Here is a 17687-nt window from a genome sequence, read left to right as displayed (position 1 = left end):
TCGCGGACATAGTCCTTATTTCCGGACAAGGAATTTCCGGACAAGGGTGATCACATGCCGCTACGCGCTCAGCGCGAATTCGTCGCCCAGGGCCCGGAAGACCGCCGTGTTCAGGTCGAACGCCCGCCTGCACTCGGCCACCACCCGCCGGCGCTCCAGCTCGTCGGCCCGGATGCCGTCCAGCAGCTCCCGGTAGCCCCGCTTGAACGCGGCCGGGCTGGCGACGCCCTCGAAGACGTAGAAGCGGACGCCGTCGCCCTTCCTCGCGAAGCCCCAGGTCTTCTCCGCGCGGTCGCGGATGACCTGTCCGCCGGACAGGTCGCCCAGGTAGCGGGTGTAGTGGTGGGCGACATAGCCGGCGGGCCACCGCTCGGCGCAGGCGCGGATCCGGTCCGCGTACTCCCGCGTCGCCGCTGCGGGGCTCAGGCCCGCCCGCCAGTCCGGGCCCCGCAGATGGGCCAGGTCCCGCTCCAGCGCCGCCAGCCGGAACAGCTCGGGCCGGATGAACGGCCCCGCCACCGGGTCGGCCGCCAGCCGTTCCGCGCCGCTCTCCAGGGCCTCGTAGACGAACCACAGCTGTTCGGTGTAGCGCGCGTACGCCGCCACGCCCAGCCGGCCGCCGAGGAGGGCGCTCATGAACGCCGACGTCTCCGCCGTCGCGTGCTGCTCGCCGGAAGCGGTGCGGATGAGGGTCGAGAAGGACTCCATGGGGCCGCCTCCGGGGCACTTTGCCGACAAGCTGTCGGTAAAAGTGTACGAGAGAAAGCCCGCCCTCGCAGGGGGCGGGCTTCGCGGGCGCGGCGGGGACGGCGCTACGGCAGGGTCAGGATGTCGGCGCCGGTCTCCGTCACCACCAGCGTGTGCTCGAACTGCGCCGTCCGCTTGCGGTCCTTCGTCACGACCGTCCAGCCGTCGTCCCACATGTCGTACTCGTGCGTGCCCAGCGTCAGCATCGGCTCGATGGTGAACGTCATGCCCGGCCGCATGACCGTCGTCGCGTGCGGGCTGTCGTAGTGCGGGATGATCAGGCCCGAGTGGAACGCCGTGCTGATGCCGTGCCCGGTGAAGTCGCGGACGACCCCGTAGCCGAAGCGCTTGGCGTACGACTCGATGACCCGGCCGATGACGTTGATCTGCCGCCCCGGCTTGACCGCCTTGATCGCGCGGTTGAGGGCCTCCCGGGTCCGCTCCACCAGCAGCCGGGACTCCTCGTCCACGTCGCCGACCAGATAGGTGGCGTTGTTGTCGCCGTGCACCCCGCCGATGTACGCCGTCACGTCCAGGTTGACGATGTCGCCGTCCCTGAGGACCGTCGAGTCCGGGATGCCGTGGCAGATGACCTCGTTGACCGACGTGCACAGCGACTTCGGAAAGCCGCGGTAGCCGAGCGTGGAGGGATAGGCGCCGTGGTCGCACATGTACTCGTGGGCGACCTTGTCCAGCTGGTCCGTGGTGACCCCCGGCGCGATGATCTTCGCGGCCTCCTCCATCGCCCGCGCGGCGATACGGCCGGCGATCCGCATCGCCTCGATGGTCTCCGGGGTCTGCACCTCCGGCCCGCTGTACGGCGCCGGCGCGGGCTTGCCGACGTACTCGGGGCGGCGGATGTTTCCGGGGACCGGACGGGTGGGGGACAGCTCCCCTGGTACGAGCAGCGACTGGCCAGACATGTCAGCGAGTCTATCCAGCGGGCGTGGGGGAATATGTCGATGGCGAGAGGAGCTGTCCATGCCCCTGTTCAAGAAGCGCACCGTCGGCAAGCCGGGCGAGTGGTACTACTGCCTGGAGCACAAGAAGGTCGAGGAGGGCCCGGAGTGCCCGGCCAAGGACCGCTTCGGACCGTACGCCTCCCCCGAGGAGGCCCGGCGGGCCATGGAGACGGCCGCCGAGCGCAACCTCCAGTGGGAGAACGACCCCCGCTGGCACGACGCGCCGGCGGGCGGCAGCGGCGACGAGGAGTGATCAGGCCTCGGCCGGTACGGCGGCGGCGTGGCGCTCGCGCATCCGCAGCGCGTGCTCGTCGGTCCGGGCGTCGTACGTCATGAGCCCCGGCAGGCACAGCGCCGGCAGGCCCATGGCGCCCGCGCAGGCCAGCCCGCCGGAGACGACGGAGCTCCGCACGCCCGCCCACGCCGCCATGCCGCCCGCCCGGACCTGGCCGAGCTGCGGGCCGACCGAGTAGGCCGCCGGGTCACCAGGACGCCGGTGGGGGTGCTGTCAGGGCTTCTGCCAGGCGGGCCAGGCGGTCGCGGAAGCCGCGGCGGGGCCTCGGAGAGGAACCGTTCTCGCCGGCCGCCGCGCTGACCAGGTGCTGCACCGTGTCCAGGTCCAGTTCCGCGCCCTCCGGCACGGTCAGCGTGTCGTGGGCCATCGCCGCGAGGTCGCCGTCGCCCGCGCCGAGGGCCAGCACGGTCGCCCCGGCCCGCCGGGCCGCGTGCACCCGTTCGAGCAGCGGCGCGGGCTCCGTGGGGGCCACGACCAGCAGTGTCTCGCCGCGCCGCGCCGCCTCGATGCGCCCGGGGCCGACGGCCAGGTGCGCGGGGTCGCCGGGGCGGGCGTGGTGCCGTACCAGGGTGGGGGCCAGCTCGGGCGTCCCGGACCACGCGGCCTCGTCCACCAGGTGCGCCGCCAGATGCCACGGCTCGTACTCCGGCGTGCCCACCAGCAGCAGTCCGCCGCCGTGCGCCACCACCGACCCGCGCAGCACGCCCGCGAATCTCCGGGTGGCCCCCAGCCACTCGGTCCCGGCGAGCACTTCCCGCAGCAGCGCGACCCGTACGGCGTCCATGGGCCCGCATCCTGCCGCAACACGGCACTCGTGACGTGGAGTTCACCCGGAATTCGCCCGCCCCGGGGACATGCACCGGTCACCGTGCGAACACCCGTCGCCCGTGTCGCCGTACCGCCGTTCCGCCGATTCCGAGGAGCCGCCCCATGACCGACGCCACCGACCCCTGCACCGTCCCCTTCCGCGCCGGACAGGGGGGCTACGCGAGCTTCCGGATCCCGGCGGTCGTGCGCGGCGCCGGCGGCACCCTCCTCGCGTTCTGCGAGGGCCGCGTCGACTCCGCCGCCGACCACGGGCACATCGAGATCGTGCTCAAACGGTCCACGGACGGCGGCCGCAGCTGGGGACCGCTCCAGGTCGCGGCACGCAACGGCGACGACCTCGCCGGCAACCCGGCCCCCGTCGTCCTCGACACCGGCCGGATCCTGCTCGTGCACGTCCGGGCCGCCGCCACCGCCACCGAGGCCGCCATCCTGCGCGGCGAGGTCGACGACGCCGACGGGCGGCGGGTGTGGGTGCAGCACAGCGACGACGAGGGGGCCACCTGGTCCGCGCCCAGGGAGATCACCGCACAGGTGAAGAAGCCCGGCTGGCGCTGGTACGCCACGACGCCCGGGCACGGCATCCAGCTCGGCGGCGGCCGGGTCCTCGTCCCCGGCAACCACACCGTGCCGCCCGCCGGTGCCGACACCGGCGCCGAGCCCCGGTACAACAGCGGCCACTGCCTGCTCAGCGACGACCGGGGGGAGTCCTGGTACCTCGGCTGCCTGGACGAGAACACCGACGGGTACGTCAACGTCAACGAGACCACCGCCGCCGAACTCCCCGACGGCCGCGTCTACCTCAACACCCGCAACGACTCCCCCTCGCCCGGCAACCGCGCCGACGCCCACTCGCACGACGGCGGCAGGACCCTCCGCAAGCCGTTCCGCCCGCAGGCCGGTCTGACCGCGCCCGTCTGCCAGGCCTCCGTCCTCCAGCTCCGCGACCCCGGCCTGCTGCTGTACTCCGGCCCGGCCGACCCCGCCCAGCGCGCCCTGATGTCGGTCCGGGCCTCCGCCGACGGCGGCACCACCTGGCGCACGGCGTTCACCGTCGACGGTCTGCCCGCCGCCTACTCCGACCTGGTCCGCGTGGACGCGGACACCGTCGGGCTCCTGTACGAGACCGGCGACTTCGGTGCCTACGAGACGATCACCTTCCGGCGGATCCCCGTGCGGCGGCTGACCTGAGCCGTGCCGTCCGCGTCACGGACGTAGAGTCGCCCCATGACCTCTACCGACAGCGCACAGACCCCCGCCAAGGCGCCCGCCAAGGACCCCTGGGACCTGCCCGACGTCTCCGGGTACGTCGTCGGCGTGCTCGGCGGCACCGGTCCGCAGGGCAAGGGCCTCGCCTACCGGCTCGCCCGGGCCGGCCAGAAGGTGATCATCGGATCCCGCGCCGCCGAGCGCGCGCGGGCCGCCGCCGAGGAACTCGGCCACGGCGTCGAGGGCGCCGACAACGCCGAGACCGCGCGCCGCAGCGACATCGTGATCGTCGCCGTGCCGTGGGACGGGCACGGCGACACGCTGAAGGCCCTGCGCGGCGAACTGGCCGGCAAGCTCGTCGTGGACTGCGTCAACCCGCTCGGCTTCGACAAGAAGGGCGCCTACGCCCTCAGGCCCGAGGAGGGCAGCGCCGCCGAGCAGGCCGCCGCGCTGCTGCCGGACTCCCGGGTCACCGCCGCCTTCCACCACCTGTCGGCCGTCCTGCTCCAGGACCCGGAGACCGGGCAGATCGACACCGATGTGATGGTGCTCGGCGAGGAGCGTGCCGACGTCGAGATCGTGCAGGCCCTCGCCGGGCGCATCCCCGGCATGCGCGGCATCTTCGCCGGGCGGCTGCGCAACGCCCACCAGGTCGAGTCGCTCGTCGCGAACCTGATCTCCGTCAACCGCCGCTACAAGGCACACGCCGGGCTCCGCATCACCGACCTCTGAGCCGATGGGGGACACTGTCCGTCGTAGCAGTGTCCCCCGAAGGAGCCGACCCCCATGCCCCGCATCGCCCTCTACACCCTCGTCGTCTGCGTGCTGTCCGTGGCCGCCGCGGTGGTCTCCTTCCTCCAGGGCAGCTGGCTCGGGCTCGTCTGGGTGCTGCTCGCGGGCCTGACGTCCAACATGACCTGGTACTACGTCAAGCGCGGCCGGACCACCGCCGCGCGGGACACGTCCGTCACGGGCTGACCTGGCAGATCTCCGGCGTGCCCTGCCAGAAGCGGTACAGCTCCTGACCGCAGTACCGCGGGAAGTCGCCCACGCCCAGGTGGCGCAGGACCGCGTCGACCACGTCGAAGAAGGCGGTGTTCACCGACGGCAGCCACAGCAGCGCGAACACGAACAGCAGCCCGAACGGCGCGAACGGCTCCACCTGGCGCTTGACCCGGTACGACAGCCAGGGCTCGACGACGCCGTAGCCGTCCAGGCCGGGCACCGGCAGGGCGTTCAGGATCGCCGCCGTCACCTGGAGCAGGGCCAGGAACGCCAGCGCGTACCGGAAGGCGGCGGGCACGCCGTCCAGCGCGTGCAGCCAGAACGGCGCCGTGCACACCACCGCGAACAGCGCGTTGGTCAGCGGGCCCGCCGCCGAGACCAGGCTGTGCCGCCAGCGGCCCCGGATCCGGCCGCGCTCGATGAACACCGCGCCGCCGGGCAGACCGATCCCGCCCATGACCAGGAAGACGACCGGGATCACGATGCTCAGCAGCGCGTGCGTGTACTTCAGCGGGTTCAGCGTGAGGTAGCCCTTCGCGCCGACCGTGATGTCGCCGCTGTGCAGGGCCGTGCGCGCGTGCGCGTACTCGTGCAGGCACAGGGAGACGATCCAGGCGGCCGTCACGAACAGGAAGACCGCGACGCCCGGCTGCGCCGCGGCCCCGGCCCAGGTGGCCCAGCCGGTGACCGCCGTCACGGCCAGGATCCCGACGAACACGGGACTGACCCGGCGGTCGCCGCGGCGGGTGGTGGCGGTGGTCATCGGCGGACTCCTGTGCGATCGGCGGTCGGAAGGGCGACCGTACCGGCCGCGCACTCCTCACGGAAACGTCTCGCGTCCGCCGTCGGGTTCCGGGAACCTGGGGGGATGCCACGGATGAGGGTGTTCTACGAGAACTGGCAGATGGAGTGCTGCGGCACGCCCTTCGCCGTGGGCGACGAGGTGGCCTGGAAGCTGGTCGCCGTCGACCCGCGGGAGCCGCAGGGCGAGTACTACGGCGCCGGGGCGTGGGTGGAGAACCACGGCGGCCCCGACCAGGAGACCGCGGGCCGGGTGCACGCCATCGACCTGGTGCACCAGGAGTACCTGGCGTACACGGACCAGCGGGCCCTCGAACGCATCGACCGTGCCCGGGCGCGGACCGGCGGGAAGCCGGTCGTCCTGCCGTCCCCTCACCGGATGGAGACGGTGCCCGGCGCGTACGCCGTTCAGGCCGTCGACAGCTGCCCCAAGTGGTTCGAGCGGGAGGAACCAGGCCGGGCTCCGGGCCCGCACCGCGTCCGCCAAGCCGTCGGCGTCCTCGTCACCCTGGACGTCCCGGGCGGCACGCCGTGCCGGCCCGGTGACCCGTGCTGACCGCTCCGGAGACAATGGACCCCGTGCGTTACCGCCTGCTCGGCACCACCCAGGTACTCCGCCCCGACGGCACGGCCGTCCCGGTCGGCGGGGCGCGGCTGCGTGCCCTGCTGGGCGTGCTCGCGCTGCGCGCCGGACGGACCGTCCCCGTCGGCGTGCTCGTCGACGAGGTGTGGGGCGCCGATCCGCCCGCCGACGCCGCCGGGGCGCTCCAGGCGCTGGTCGGCCGGCTGCGCCGCGCCCTCGGCGCGGACGCCGTCGCCTCCGCCGAGGGCGGCTACCGGCTCACCGCCGCGCCCGACGACGTCGACCTCACCCGCTTCGAGCGGCTGACCGCCGACGGCCTCGCCGCGCTCGCCGACGGCGACCCGGCCAAGGCCGCCGCCGTGCTGGACGACGCGCTCGCGCTGTGGCGCGGCCCCGCCCTCGCCGACCTGCCCGACCACCGCGCCGAGGCGGCCCGCTGGCAGACCCGCCGGCTCGACGCGCTGCGCGCCCGGCACACCGCCGCCCTCGCCCTCGGCCACGCCGAGCAGGCGCTGCCCGAGCTGACCGCCCTGTGCGACGAGCATCCGCTGGACGAGCCGCTCCAGGCGCTGCGGCTGCGCGCCCTGCGCGACACCGGCCGCCCGGCGCAGGCGCTCGCCGCCTACGACGACGTACGGCGGCTGCTCGCGGACCGGCTCGGCTCCGACCCCGGCCCCGAACTGCGCGCCCTGCACGCCGAGCTGCTGACCGACGAGGCCCCGCGGCAGCCGCGGCGGCAGGCGCTCGGCAACCTGCCCGCCCGGCTCACCTCCTTCGTCGGCCGGGAGAGGGACATCGACGTCATCGGCGCCGACCTCGCCACCGCCCGCCTGGTCACCCTGCTCGGGCCCGGCGGCGCCGGCAAGACCCGGCTGTCCCAGGAGGCCGCCGAGGCGGTACGGCACACCGTCCGCGACGGGGTGTGGCTGGCCGAGCTGGCCCCCGTGGACGACCCCGAGGCCGTGCCGCAGGCCGTGCTCACCGCCATCGGCGCCCGCGAGACCGTGCTGCACGGCGCCGGCGCCGAGAGCATGCGCGCGGTCACCGACCGGCCCGGCGACCCGGTCGAGAGGATCGTGGAGCACTGCGCCCGCCGCCGGATGCTGATAGTCCTCGACAACTGTGAGCACGTGATCGAGGCCGCGGCCCGCCTCACCGAACGCCTGCTGGCCCGCTGCCCCCACCTGACCGTCCTCGCCACCAGCCGGGAACCCCTCGGCGTGCCGGGGGAGCGGGTGCGCCCGGTGGAGCCGCTGCCCGAGCCGGTCGCGCTCAGGCTGCTCGCCGACCGCGGCGCCGCCGCCCGGCCCGGCTTCCGCGTCGAGGACGACCCCGAGGCCTGCGCCGAGATCTGCCGGCGGCTCGACGGACTTCCGCTGGCGATCGAGCTGGCGGCGGCCCGGCTGCGGATGCTCACCCCGCGCCAGATAGCCGACCGGCTGGACGACCGCTTCCGGCTGCTCACCTCCGGCAGCCGCACCGTGCTGCCCCGCCAGCAGACCCTGCGGGCCGTGGTCGACTGGTCCTGGGAGCTGCTGGACGCCGCCGAACGGGACGTCCTCGCCCGGCTGTCCGTCTTCGCCGGCGGCTGCGACCTCGCCGCCGCCGAGGCCGTCTGCGGCCCGGCCGCCCTGGAGGCGCTGGGCTCCCTGGTCGACAAGTCCCTGGTGGTGGCCGCCCCTTCGGCCGACGGCGGGATGCGCTACCGGCTGCTGGAGACCGTCGCCGAGTACGCCGGCGAACGCCTGGACGAGACCGGGCGGCGCGCCGAGGCCGAGCGGGCCCATCTGACGTACTACCGCGAACTCGCCCGCACCACCGACCCGTTGCTGCGCGGCCCCGGGCAGCGGGCCGCCATCGAGCGGTTCGAGACGGAGTACGAGAACCTGCGCACCGCCCTGCGGCACGCCGTCGCCGCCCGCGACGAGCAGGAGGGGCTGTGCCTGGTGCTGTCCCTGGCCTCCTTCTGGCAGATGCGGGACCAGCGCATCGAGACCCGCGGCTGGTGCGAGGAGGTCATGGCGCTCGGCCCCGACCCCTTCGCCGAACCGCTGGCGCCCGCCCGGCCGGTGTGGCGGCCGTGCACCGAGGCCCCGCCCCCCTACAGCGGCGAGGTCCTCGCCGAGGCCCGGCGCGGCGTCCACCTCGCCCATCTCGCCTGCATGGACCACGACCTGGCCGCCTGGCAGACGCCCGAGGCGCAGGCGAAGCTGCGCGCCATCGCCCGCGCCTACGAGCCCGGGATGCCGCAGACCTGCCGGGTCCCCGGCCTGCTGTGGTTCTACGCCGTCATGCTGACCGGCGGCGCCGAGCGGATGTGGGCGGTCATCGACGCCTGCGTCCGGACCAGCCGCGACACCCCGGGCTTCGAGTGGGAACTGGCCGTGACGCTGCAGATGCGCGCCAACCTCCTCGCCAACCGCGCCGACTGGGCCGGCAACGCCGCCGAGGACGCCGAGGAGGCGCTGGAGATCTTCCGCCGCCTCGGGGACGCCTGGGGCACCGCCGAGGCGCTGTCCGCCCGCGGCGAGGCCCACGAACGCCAGGGCGCCTACCACGAGGCCGCCGCCGACTACCGGGCGGCCATCGAACACGCCGAACTGCTCGGCGCCCGCGGCCAGATCGCCATCCTCCGCGCCCGCCTCGGCTCCGTGCTCATGGAGGTCGGGGAGATGGAGCGCGGCGAGCGGATGCTGCGGGACGTCATCGCGAGCCAGGACGGCTCCCTCAACGAGGCGATGCCCGGCGCCCGGCTCTTCCTCGCCTGCTGGCTGGGCCTGACCGGCCGCGTCGCCGAGGCCAGGGAGCAACTGGTCCGGCTGCGCGAGGAGTTCAAGATCGTGCACTTCGTCGTCTTCGACTCCATGCTGCTCACCCAGGAGGCCTGGCTGGACGCCCTCGACGGCCGCGCCGAGGAGGCGCTCGAGCGGTGCCGGCGGGCGCTGTGCCTGGCCCGCGACCCGCTGACCCAGACCATCGCCCCGCACCTGGACTCGATCTGCCTCAACAGTGCGGCGATGGCCCTCGCCGGCGTCGGCGGCCGTGCCGTGGACGCCGCCCGGCTGCTGGGCGCCGCCGACGCGCTGCTGCCGGCCGGCCACATCCTGTCCGGCGTCGAGCGCCGCTGCCACGACCTGACCGAGGACCGCATCCGGCAGGTGCTGGACGAGCCCGCCTTTCACGCGGCGTACGCCGAGGGCGGTGGCCTCTCCCTCGCGGAGGCCACCGCCCTGGTGTGAGGTGTCAGTGCTTGGTGCGGAACTTGTGGATCGCGACCGGTGCCATGACCGCCGTGATCCCCACCGACCAGGCCACCGTCACCCACAGGTCGTGCGCGACCGGGCCGCCGATCATCAGTCCGCGGGCCGCGTCGGCGAGCGTGGACAGCGGGTTGTAGTCGGTGAAGTGCTGCAGCCAGCCCGGCATCGACGTGGTCGGGGCGAAGATCGACGACCCGAACTGCAGCGGGAACAGCACCAGGAAGCCCATCGCCTGCACCGACTGCGCGTTCTTGAGGATGACGCCCAGGGTGAGGAACACCCACATGATCGAGGAGGCGAACAGCGCGGACAGGCCGACGGTCGCGAACAGGCCGGTCCAGCTGGTGATGTGGAAACCGACCAGCACGGAGACCACCATCAGCACGGCCGTGGCGAACAGCATCCGCCCCAGCTCGACGGCGATCTTCGCGAACAGCACGGACCCGCGCCCGATCGGCAGCGACCGGAACCGGTCCATGACCCCGCTGTTGAAGTCCTGGCTGAAGCCGGTGCCGACGCCCTGGGCCAGCGTCATGCTCATCATGGCGATCATGCCGGGGATGACGTACTGCACGTACTTGCTCTGGCCGCCGCCCAGCGCCTGCCCGATCGAGCCGCCGAAGACGTACACGAACAGCAGGGTGAAGACGACCGGCATGAGCAGCGCGTCGAACATCGACTCCGGGTCCTGGCGGATCCACAGCAGGTTGCGCCGGACGAGCGCGCCGGTGTGCCGCAGGTGGCCGCGCAGCGTGATCCGGGCGTCGGTGGGGACGGCGGTGGGGACGGCGGCTGTGGTGGCGGCGCTCATACGGCGACCTCCTGGCGGGAGTCGGTGGGCTCGGTGTCCTGCGGGGCACTGGCGCGGTGGCCGGTGAGGGACAGGAACACCTCGTCCAGGCTGGGCAGTTCGGTGGTGATGGAGGAGATCGTGATGCCGCGCGCGGTGACGGCGCCGACCACGGCGGTCAGCTGCTCGTCGCTGAGGATCGGCACCAGCAGGGCCCCGGACTCGGTGTCCACGGTGGTGGTGGCGAGCCCGGTGATGCCGAGTTCGTCCAGCATGTCGGCGAGCGGCCGCAGCTGGAGCGGGTCGACCGGCCGGACCCGCAGGGTGCGCCCGCCGACGCGGGCCTTGAGCTCCTCGATGCCGCCGCCCGCGATGACCTTGCCGCGGTCCACCACGGTCAGCTCGGAGGCGAGCTGCTCGGCCTCCTCCATGTACTGGGTGGTCAGCAGCACGGTCACGCCGTCGCCGACCATCGCCTTCACCTCGTCCCACACCTCGTTGCGGGTGCGCGGGTCGAGGCCGGTGGTCGGCTCGTCCAGATACAGGACGGCGGGCCGCCCGATCATGGAGGCGGCCAGGTCCAGCCGCCGCCGCATACCGCCGGAGTAGGTGCTCGCCGGGCGCTTGGCCGCGTCGGTCAGCGAGAACCGCTCCAGCAGCTCGTCGGCGCGGGCACGGGCGTCCTTGCGGGACAGGTCCAGCAGCCGGCCGATCATGTACAGGTTCTCCCGGCCGGACAGCTTCTCGTCGACGGAGGCGTACTGCCCGGTGAGCCCTATCACCCGGCGCAGCTGCCGGGGCTGCCGTACGACGTCGTAGCCGGCCACGGTGGCCTGGCCGGCGTCCGGGGCGAGCAGGGTGGACAGGATCCGGACGAGGGTGGTCTTGCCGGCGCCGTTCGGACCGAGCACGCCCATCACGGTGCCCTCGCGCACGTCCAGGTCGACACCGTCCAGCGCCTTGGTCTCGCCGTAGTGCTTGACCAGTCCCCGTACCGTCACGGCGTGGCTCGCGCCGCCGGGGTTCTCATGGATTCGCGTCATGCCGAAGAGAGTGCCAGCCGCCACCGACAAACCACCGACAGCCGACCGACAGGGCGCCGACATCGGGCCCGCCCGGAAACCCGGCAGCCCCGCCGACGGGGGAAGATCGGCGGGGCTGCCTCGTGTTTCCGCAGTGGCTAGTGGACGGAGTGCTCCTCCAGCGGGAACGTGCCGGAGACGACGTCGTCGGCGAACGACTTCACCGCGTCGCCCATGACCTGGCGCAGATCGGCGTACTTCTTGACGAACTTCGGCACCCGGCCGGAGGTCAGGCCGAGCATGTCCGTCCAGACCAGGACCTGCGCGTCGGTCTCGGATCCGGCGCCGATGCCGACGGTCGGGATGTGCAGCACGCGCGTCACCTCGGCCGCCAGCTCGGCGGGAACCAGCTCCAGGACGACGGCGAAGGCGCCCGCGTCCTGGACGGACTTCGCGTCGCGCAGGAGCTGCTGTGCGGCCTCCTCGCCCCGGCCCTGCACGCGGTAGCCCATCGCGTTGACGGACTGCGGGGTCAGCCCGATGTGGGCCATGACCGGGATGCCGGACTCGACGAGGAGCCGGATCTGGTCGTGCGAGCGCTCGCCGCCCTCCAGCTTGACGGCGCCGACCCCGGCCTCCTTCACCAGCCGGGTCGCCGAGCGCAGCGCCTGCACCGGGCCCTCCTGGTAGGAGCCGAAGGGGAGGTCGCCGACGATCAGGGCGCGCTGGGTGCCGCGGACGACGGCCGCCGACAGCATGGTCATCTCGTCGAGGGTGACGGGCACGGTCGTGTCGTACCCGAGGTGGCAGTTGCCCGCCGAGTCGCCGACCAGGAGCACCGGGATCCCGGCCTCGTCGAAGACGGACGCGGTCATCGCGTCGTAGGCGGTGAGCATGGGCCACTTCTCGCCGCGTTCCTTGGCGAGGGCGATGTCGCGGACGGTGATGCGGCGGGTGCCCTTCCCCCCGTACAGCGCCTTGCTGCCGTCGGAGGGCTTGTTCTGGGCAGCCGAAAGCTGCGTCATGGCAACGGCTCCTTCAGTCATCTCGAGGCGCCCTCACGGCGTCCCCGGATCGACTCCATGGTGGCACCTCGTGCCGGCAAGGGCCAGAGGGGCCGGCTGTGTAACGCCTTGATAAAGACGTAAGATACGAGACCGTTCCGTATCGAAATTGCCGTAGGCTCGAGCACATGACAAGTCCCGTCCCTGTCTCCCGGATACCGGAAGCGGTGCACCGGCGCCGCTGGGCGATCCTCGGCGTCCTGATGCTGAGCCTGCTCATCGTGGTGCTCGACAACTCGATCCTGAACGTCGCCATCAAGACCATCGCCAGCCCCGCGCCGACCGGTCTCGGCGCCTCCCAGGGGCAGATCGAGTGGGCGATCAACGCCTACACCCTCGTCTTCGCCGGCCTGCTGTTCACCGCCGGCCTCATCGGCGACCGCCTCGGCCGCAAGAAGGTCCTGCTCGGCGGCATCGCCGTGTTCGGCATCGGCTCCATGCTCGCCGCCGAGTCCGGCACCCCGGACCAGCTGATCGCCTACCGCGCGCTGATGGCCCTCGGTGCCGCCTTCGTCATGCCCGCCACCCTCGCCGTGCTGATGAACGTCTTCGAGCGCGAGGAGCAGCCCAAGGCCATCGGCATCTGGGCCGGCGGCGTCGGCCTCGCCATCGCCATCGGCCCGATCACCGGCGGTGCGCTCCTCGACCACTTCTGGTGGGGCTCGGTCTTCTTCATCAACGTGCCGATCGTGGTCGTCGCGCTGGTCCTGATGGCCTGGCTGGTGCCGGACTCCCGCGACCCGAAGCCCGGCCGCCTCGACCCCATCGGCGTCGTGCTGTCCGTCGTCGGCCTCGTGCTGCTGGTCTACGGCATCATCAAGGGCGGCGAACTGGCCGACTTCACCGACGCCAAGGTGCTCGCCACCATCGTCGCCGGCCTCGTCGTGCTGGCCGGCTTCGTCCTGTTCGAGAAGCGCAGCGACCACCCCTCGCTCGACGTCACCTACTTCAAGAACAAGGTGTTCTCGGCCGCCATGAGCGCCATCGCGCTGGTCTTCTTCGCGCTCATGGGCGTCACGTTCTTCGGCGTCTTCTACACCCAGAGCGTGCGCGGCTACTCCCCGCTGGAGTCCGGCGTGCTGATGCTGCCGCTCGCCGCCGCCCAGCTGATCTTCGCGCCGCGCGCCCGCCTGCTGGTCGACCGGTTCGGCAACAAGGCGACCACCACCGCCGGCCTGGTGCTGATCGCCGCCACCCTGGCCGCGTTCGCCACCTTCGAGGCCGACACGCCGATCTGGATCCTCGAGGTCGTCTTCTTCCTCATGGGCACCGGCATGGCGCACATCATGACCCCGACCTCGGTCGTCATCATGCAGGCGCTGCCGCGCGAGAAGGCCGGCTCCGCCTCCGCGCTCAGCAACACCTTCCGCCAGGTCGGCGGCGCCCTCGGCATCGCCGTCCTCGGCTCGGTGCTCGCCACGTCGTACCGCAACGGCATCGAGGGCAAGCTCGGCATGCTGCCGCCCGCCCTGCGCGACAAGGCCGCCGAGTCCATCGAGGCCACCCTCGGCATCGCCGGCCGGCTCGGCCCGCAGGGCAAGGCCCTGGTCACCCCCGCCAACGACGCGTTCCTGCACGCCATGCACGTCACCGCGCTGTGCGGCGTGGGCGTGGCGCTGATCGGCGCCGTCGTGACGGCCCTGTTCCTGCCCGGCAAGCCGCCGGCCGCTCAGGCGGACGAGCAGGAGACGGAGTTGGTCGCCGCCGCGGAGTGACGCGGACGCGGACCGGGACCGTACGGCCGCAGGCCGTACGGTCGTAGGTCATACGGTCGTAGGCCGTACGGTCGTACACGGGGGAAGGAGGCGGCTGCGGGACGATTCCCGCAGCACAGCGAGAGGACGGACACGACGTGAGCCTTGCCGACAGCCGGCCGCGGCCGGACGGGCCCGCGCGGGGGCGACCCCGCAGCGAGGCCGCGGAACGGGCCATCCTGGAAGGCGTGATGAAGCTCCTGGAGGAGGGCGTACCGCTCGCCGAACTCTCCATCGAGCGCGTCGCGCGCACGGCCGGCGTCGGCAAGGCCACCATCTACCGCCGCTGGAGCGGCAAGGAGGAACTGTTCGTCGACGTCGTACGCGCCGCCGAACCCCCCGACCCCGAACTCCCCGGCACCTCCCTGCGCGACGACCTCGTCGTGCTGCTGGAGTCCCTGCGCCAACGCGGGCTCGTCCACCGCACCTCGGCGATCCTGCACAACGTCTACGCGCAGATGAAGCACAGCCCGAAGATCTGGTCGGCGTACCACGCCAGCGTCATCGCGCCCCGCCGCGAACTCGGCATGGAGGTGCTGCGCCGGGGCCGGGAGAACGGCGAACTGCGCCCGGACGTCGACCTGGAGCTGGCCAACGACCTGTTCGTCGGCCCCATGCTCGTGCGCACCGCGCTGCGCCCCGACGGCGACCTCCCCGAGGACCTCGCGGAGCGGATCGTCGACGCGGTCCTGGCAGGCCTACGGCCCGTCAGCTCGACAGCCTCGTAGCACCGATGTGCACGTTTCGTCACAAACCCCGGGCGTGCCGGGAGTGACGGAACTTCTCCTCCCGCTTCGCTCGTCATCGTCTTCCGTACGGCCGTCACACGACGGCGGGAACGGAGCCGATCATCCCCTAGGGTCGTCACAGGCACGGGGGAACGACGGTGTGTGCACGGCAGGCAGTGAGGCAGACGGTATGGCGCAGCAGGCGTACATGACGGAGACGGCAGACGGCGGCTCGGGGCCCGAGCGACCGGGAACCCGGCTTCGGCGCCTGCTGCACCGGCTGCTCGACGGCTGGCGGGGCGATCGGCGCATCTGGCGCCGTGGCATCGTCCTGGCGGCGCTGGCCGTGATCCTCGCCCTGGTGATGCTGCTGCACTCGCACATCCCGAACCGGGTGGGCAACCTCGGCAGTCTCACCGAGACGTTCCTGCCGTGGCTGGGCCTGGCCATCCCGGTGCTGCTGCTCATCGGCCTGCTGCGCAGGTCGGCGACCGCGCTGATCGCCGTGATCCTCCCGGCCGCGGTGTGGCTGAACCTCTTCGGCGGGCTGCTCACCGACAAGACGGGCGCCGGCGGCGACCTGATGGTGGCGACCCACAACGTCAACGCCGAGAACCCCGACCCCGCGGGCACCGCCCGCCAGGTGGCCGCCTCCGGCGCGGACGTCCTGGCCCTGGAGGAGGTCCCGGCCGGCGCCGTACCCGTCTACGAGAAGGCGCTCGCGCCGACGTACCGGTACCACGCGGTCGAGGGCACGGTCGGCCTGTGGAGCAAGTACCCGATGAGCGACGTGCGGGCGGTGGACATCAAGCTCGGCTGGAAGCGGGCGATGCGGGCCACCCTCGCCACGCCGAAGGGCCCCGTCGCCGTGTACGTCGCCCACATGCCCTCGGTGCGGGTGAAGATGAAGGCCGGGTTCACCGCCCGGCAGCGCGACACGAGCGCCGACGCGCTGGGGGAGGCCATCGCGGCCGAGCCGCTGAAGCAGGTGATCCTGCTCGGCGACCTCAACGGCACCATGAACGACCGCTCGCTCAACGCCGTCACCTCCCAGATGCGCTCCACGCAGGGCGCGGCGGGCAGCGGCTTCGGGTTCAGCTGGCCGGCGTCGTTCCCGATGGCGCGGATCGACCAGATCATGGTCAGGGGCGTGGAGCCGGAGAGCTCCTGGACCCTGCCCCGCACCGGCAGCGACCACCTTCCGGTGGCTGCCCGTGTGAAGCTCGACACGTCGTCGTAACCCCTTGGAATACTGGGCCTGAGAGGCTTTGTTCCGCAGCTGAACATATGCTGTACGGAACCCCGCCCCCCGACCTCGAAAGGCACAGGCCCTTCATGCCCCTGGCCCTGCTCGCTCTGGCCGTCGGCGCTTTTGGAATCGGCACCACCGAGTTCGTGATGATGGGGCTGCTGCCCGACGTCGCGGACGACCTGCACATCTCCATCCCCGCCGCCGGACACCTGGTCTCGGCGTACGCGCTGGGTGTGGTGATCGGCGCCCCGCTGCTGGCCGCGCTCACCGCGCGCATGTCCCGCCGCACGGTGCTGATCGCCCTGATGGCGCTGTTCGTCGCGGGCAACGCCCTCTCGGCGTTCGCCCCCGGCGACGACGCGCTGCTGGCCGCCCGCTTCCTCAGCGGCCTGCCGCACGGCGCCTTCTTCGGCGTGGGCGCGGTCGTCGCCACGACGATGGTCCCGCCCGAGCGCAAGGCGCGCTCGGTGTCGCTGATGTTCCTGGGCCTGACGGTCGCCAACATCGCGGGCGTGCCCGCGGCGACGCTGGTCGGCCAGCACCTGGGCTGGCGCGCCGCCTTCCTGGGCGTGAGCCTGATCGGCCTGGCGGCTATCGCGTCGCTGGCGCTGCTCGTGCCGCGCGACGGGGGGCGTACGGCGGCGCCGGCGGGCCTGCGCCACGAACTCGCCGCGCTGAAGTCCCTGCCGGTCTGGCTGGCCCTGGGCACGACGGTGGCGGGCTTCGGCGCGCTCTTCGCGGCGTACAGCTATGTGACCCCGATGCTGACGGAGTCGGCCGGGTTCGCGGAGACGAACGTGACGCTGCTGCTGGCGCTGTTCGGCGTGGGCGCGACGGCGGGCAACCTCCTGGGCGGCCGCCTGGCGGACCACTCCCTGCGCGGCACCCTCTTCGGCGGCCTGACGTCCCTGGGCCTCGTACTCGCGCTGTTCCCGCTGCTGATGCGCGCGGAGTGGAGCGCGGCCGCGGCCGTCGCCCTGCTGGGGATGGCGGCGTTCGTCACCGGCTCGCCGCTCCAGCTGATGGTCATGGAGAAGGCGGCCGCGGCCCCGTCGCTCGCCTCCTCCGCCAACCAGGCGGCGTTCAACCTCGCCAACGCCGGCGGCGCCTGGATCGGCGGCCTCGCCCTCGCGGCAGGCTTCGGCACGACCTCCCCCGCACTGGCCGGCGCGATGCTGGCGGTACTGGGCCTGGGCGTGGCGAGCGTCGCGTGGGCGGTGGACCGGCGCCGGGTGACTCCGTCGGCCGGCCGCGTGGTCACGTCCCACGTACCGGAGCAGTCAGGGGCGTTGCACCACTGACGCCGGGGGCCGCGGAAGCGAGCCGCTCGGGTGAGTACGCGTACTCATCACAAGCCCCCGGCCGGCGACGAGACTTGCGGCAACACGCC

Annotated in this window: 17 protein-coding genes and 1 pseudogene; 10 read left to right on the top strand and 8 right to left on the bottom strand. The window is 72.9% G+C overall.

The genetic code is table 11. The annotated features are described in order from the left end of the window. Positions 1-60: 60 nt before the first annotated feature. The gene (locus ACGFZN_RS08140) at positions 61-708 is read right to left on the bottom strand and encodes a heme oxygenase (biliverdin-producing) (protein WP_393857644.1); all 648 of its coding nucleotides are present in this window, start codon (positions 706-708) and stop codon (positions 61-63) included. 104 nt (positions 709-812) lie between these two features. Beyond that, positions 813-1670: a type I methionyl aminopeptidase gene (gene map / locus ACGFZN_RS08135; protein WP_393857643.1), complete on the bottom strand. Its 858-nt coding sequence runs from the start codon at positions 1668-1670 to the stop codon at positions 813-815. Positions 1671-1728: 58 nt separating this feature from the next. Here map and ACGFZN_RS08130 point away from each other — a divergent pair, with 58 nt between their 5' ends. Continuing rightward, positions 1729-1962, top strand: coding sequence for a hypothetical protein (locus ACGFZN_RS08130; RefSeq protein ID WP_330340440.1), 234 nt, complete (start codon positions 1729-1731; stop codon positions 1960-1962). Here ACGFZN_RS08130 and ACGFZN_RS08125 read toward each other — a convergent pair. Both ACGFZN_RS08125 and ACGFZN_RS08120 read right to left on the bottom strand, forming a co-directional pair. Beyond that, positions 1963-2184: pseudogene (locus ACGFZN_RS08125) on the bottom strand (MFS transporter); the annotation flags it as partial. It abuts the gene before it with no gap. Between the two features lie 7 nt (positions 2185-2191). After that, positions 2192-2788 carry a hypothetical protein gene (locus tag ACGFZN_RS08120; RefSeq protein WP_393857642.1) on the bottom strand — a complete coding sequence of 199 codons (597 nt, stop codon included), beginning with the start codon at positions 2786-2788 and terminating at the stop codon, positions 2192-2194. A gap of 146 nt (positions 2789-2934) precedes the next feature. On the opposite strand from ACGFZN_RS08120, the gene ACGFZN_RS08115 reads away from it, so the two are divergent. Genes ACGFZN_RS08115 through ACGFZN_RS08105 form a run of 3 tightly spaced genes read left to right on the top strand, consistent with a single transcriptional unit; the run spans position 2935 to position 5016 of the window. After that, positions 2935-4020: an exo-alpha-sialidase gene (locus ACGFZN_RS08115; protein WP_393857641.1), complete on the top strand. Its 1086-nt coding sequence runs from the start codon at positions 2935-2937 to the stop codon at positions 4018-4020. Between the two features lie 36 nt (positions 4021-4056). Further along, positions 4057-4770 carry an NADPH-dependent F420 reductase gene (gene npdG, locus ACGFZN_RS08110; RefSeq protein WP_393857640.1) on the top strand — a complete coding sequence of 238 codons (714 nt, stop codon included), beginning with the start codon at positions 4057-4059 and terminating at the stop codon, positions 4768-4770. Positions 4771-4824: 54 nt separating this feature from the next. Then, the gene (locus ACGFZN_RS08105) at positions 4825-5016 is read left to right on the top strand and encodes a hypothetical protein (protein WP_393857639.1); all 192 of its coding nucleotides are present in this window, start codon (positions 4825-4827) and stop codon (positions 5014-5016) included. Here ACGFZN_RS08105 and ACGFZN_RS08100 read toward each other — a convergent pair. After that, a complete protein-coding gene (locus ACGFZN_RS08100; RefSeq protein ID WP_393857638.1) occupies positions 5006-5806 on the bottom strand; it encodes a site-2 protease family protein in 801 nt (266 codons plus the stop codon). The two genes, ACGFZN_RS08105 and ACGFZN_RS08100, sit on opposite strands and share 11 nt — an antisense overlap. 114 nt (positions 5807-5920) lie before the next feature. On the opposite strand from ACGFZN_RS08100, the gene ACGFZN_RS08095 reads away from it, so the two are divergent. Then, on the top strand, positions 5921-6400 hold the full coding sequence (locus ACGFZN_RS08095; protein ID WP_393857637.1) for a DUF6578 domain-containing protein: 480 nt from the start codon (positions 5921-5923) through the stop codon (positions 6398-6400). Positions 6401-6414: 14 nt separating this feature from the next. Then, on the top strand, positions 6415-9666 hold the full coding sequence (locus ACGFZN_RS08090; RefSeq protein ID WP_393857636.1) for a BTAD domain-containing putative transcriptional regulator: 3252 nt from the start codon (positions 6415-6417) through the stop codon (positions 9664-9666). 4 nt (positions 9667-9670) lie between these two features. Here ACGFZN_RS08090 and ACGFZN_RS08085 read toward each other — a convergent pair whose 3' ends face one another. The 3 genes from ACGFZN_RS08085 to panB form a co-directional block, all read right to left on the bottom strand. Beyond that, on the bottom strand, positions 9671-10498 hold the full coding sequence (locus ACGFZN_RS08085) for an ABC transporter permease (RefSeq protein WP_393857635.1): 828 nt from the start codon (positions 10496-10498) through the stop codon (positions 9671-9673). After that, on the bottom strand, positions 10495-11520 hold the full coding sequence (locus tag ACGFZN_RS08080; RefSeq protein WP_393857634.1) for an ATP-binding cassette domain-containing protein: 1026 nt from the start codon (positions 11518-11520) through the stop codon (positions 10495-10497). Before ACGFZN_RS08080 ends, ACGFZN_RS08085 begins: the two co-directional genes overlap by 4 nt. A gap of 137 nt (positions 11521-11657) precedes the next feature. After that, positions 11658-12524 carry a 3-methyl-2-oxobutanoate hydroxymethyltransferase gene (panB, locus tag ACGFZN_RS08075; protein ID WP_393857633.1) on the bottom strand — a complete coding sequence of 289 codons (867 nt, stop codon included), beginning with the start codon at positions 12522-12524 and terminating at the stop codon, positions 11658-11660. A gap of 167 nt (positions 12525-12691) precedes the next feature. Between panB and ACGFZN_RS08070 the strand changes: the two genes are divergently transcribed. The 4 genes from ACGFZN_RS08070 (at position 12692) to ACGFZN_RS08055 (ending at position 17598) form a co-directional block, all read left to right on the top strand. After that, on the top strand, positions 12692-14278 hold the full coding sequence (locus ACGFZN_RS08070) for an MFS transporter (RefSeq protein ID WP_393857632.1): 1587 nt from the start codon (positions 12692-12694) through the stop codon (positions 14276-14278). A gap of 137 nt (positions 14279-14415) precedes the next feature. Continuing rightward, positions 14416-15045: a TetR/AcrR family transcriptional regulator gene (locus tag ACGFZN_RS08065; RefSeq protein WP_393857631.1), complete on the top strand. Its 630-nt coding sequence runs from the start codon at positions 14416-14418 to the stop codon at positions 15043-15045. 190 nt (positions 15046-15235) lie between these two features. Then, on the top strand, positions 15236-16285 hold the full coding sequence (locus tag ACGFZN_RS08060; protein ID WP_393857630.1) for an endonuclease/exonuclease/phosphatase family protein: 1050 nt from the start codon (positions 15236-15238) through the stop codon (positions 16283-16285). Positions 16286-16380: 95 nt separating this feature from the next. Beyond that, positions 16381-17598, top strand: a complete 1218-nt coding sequence (locus tag ACGFZN_RS08055) for an MFS transporter (protein ID WP_393857629.1) — start codon at positions 16381-16383, stop codon at positions 17596-17598. Positions 17599-17687 lie beyond the last annotated feature (89 nt).

The organism is Streptomyces sp. NPDC048192, from assembly GCF_043202415.1.
Classification (GTDB): domain Bacteria; phylum Actinomycetota; class Actinomycetes; order Streptomycetales; family Streptomycetaceae; genus Streptomyces.
Note: the sequence above shows the minus strand (reverse complement) of the source record. Positions and strands in the feature narration are given on the sequence as shown.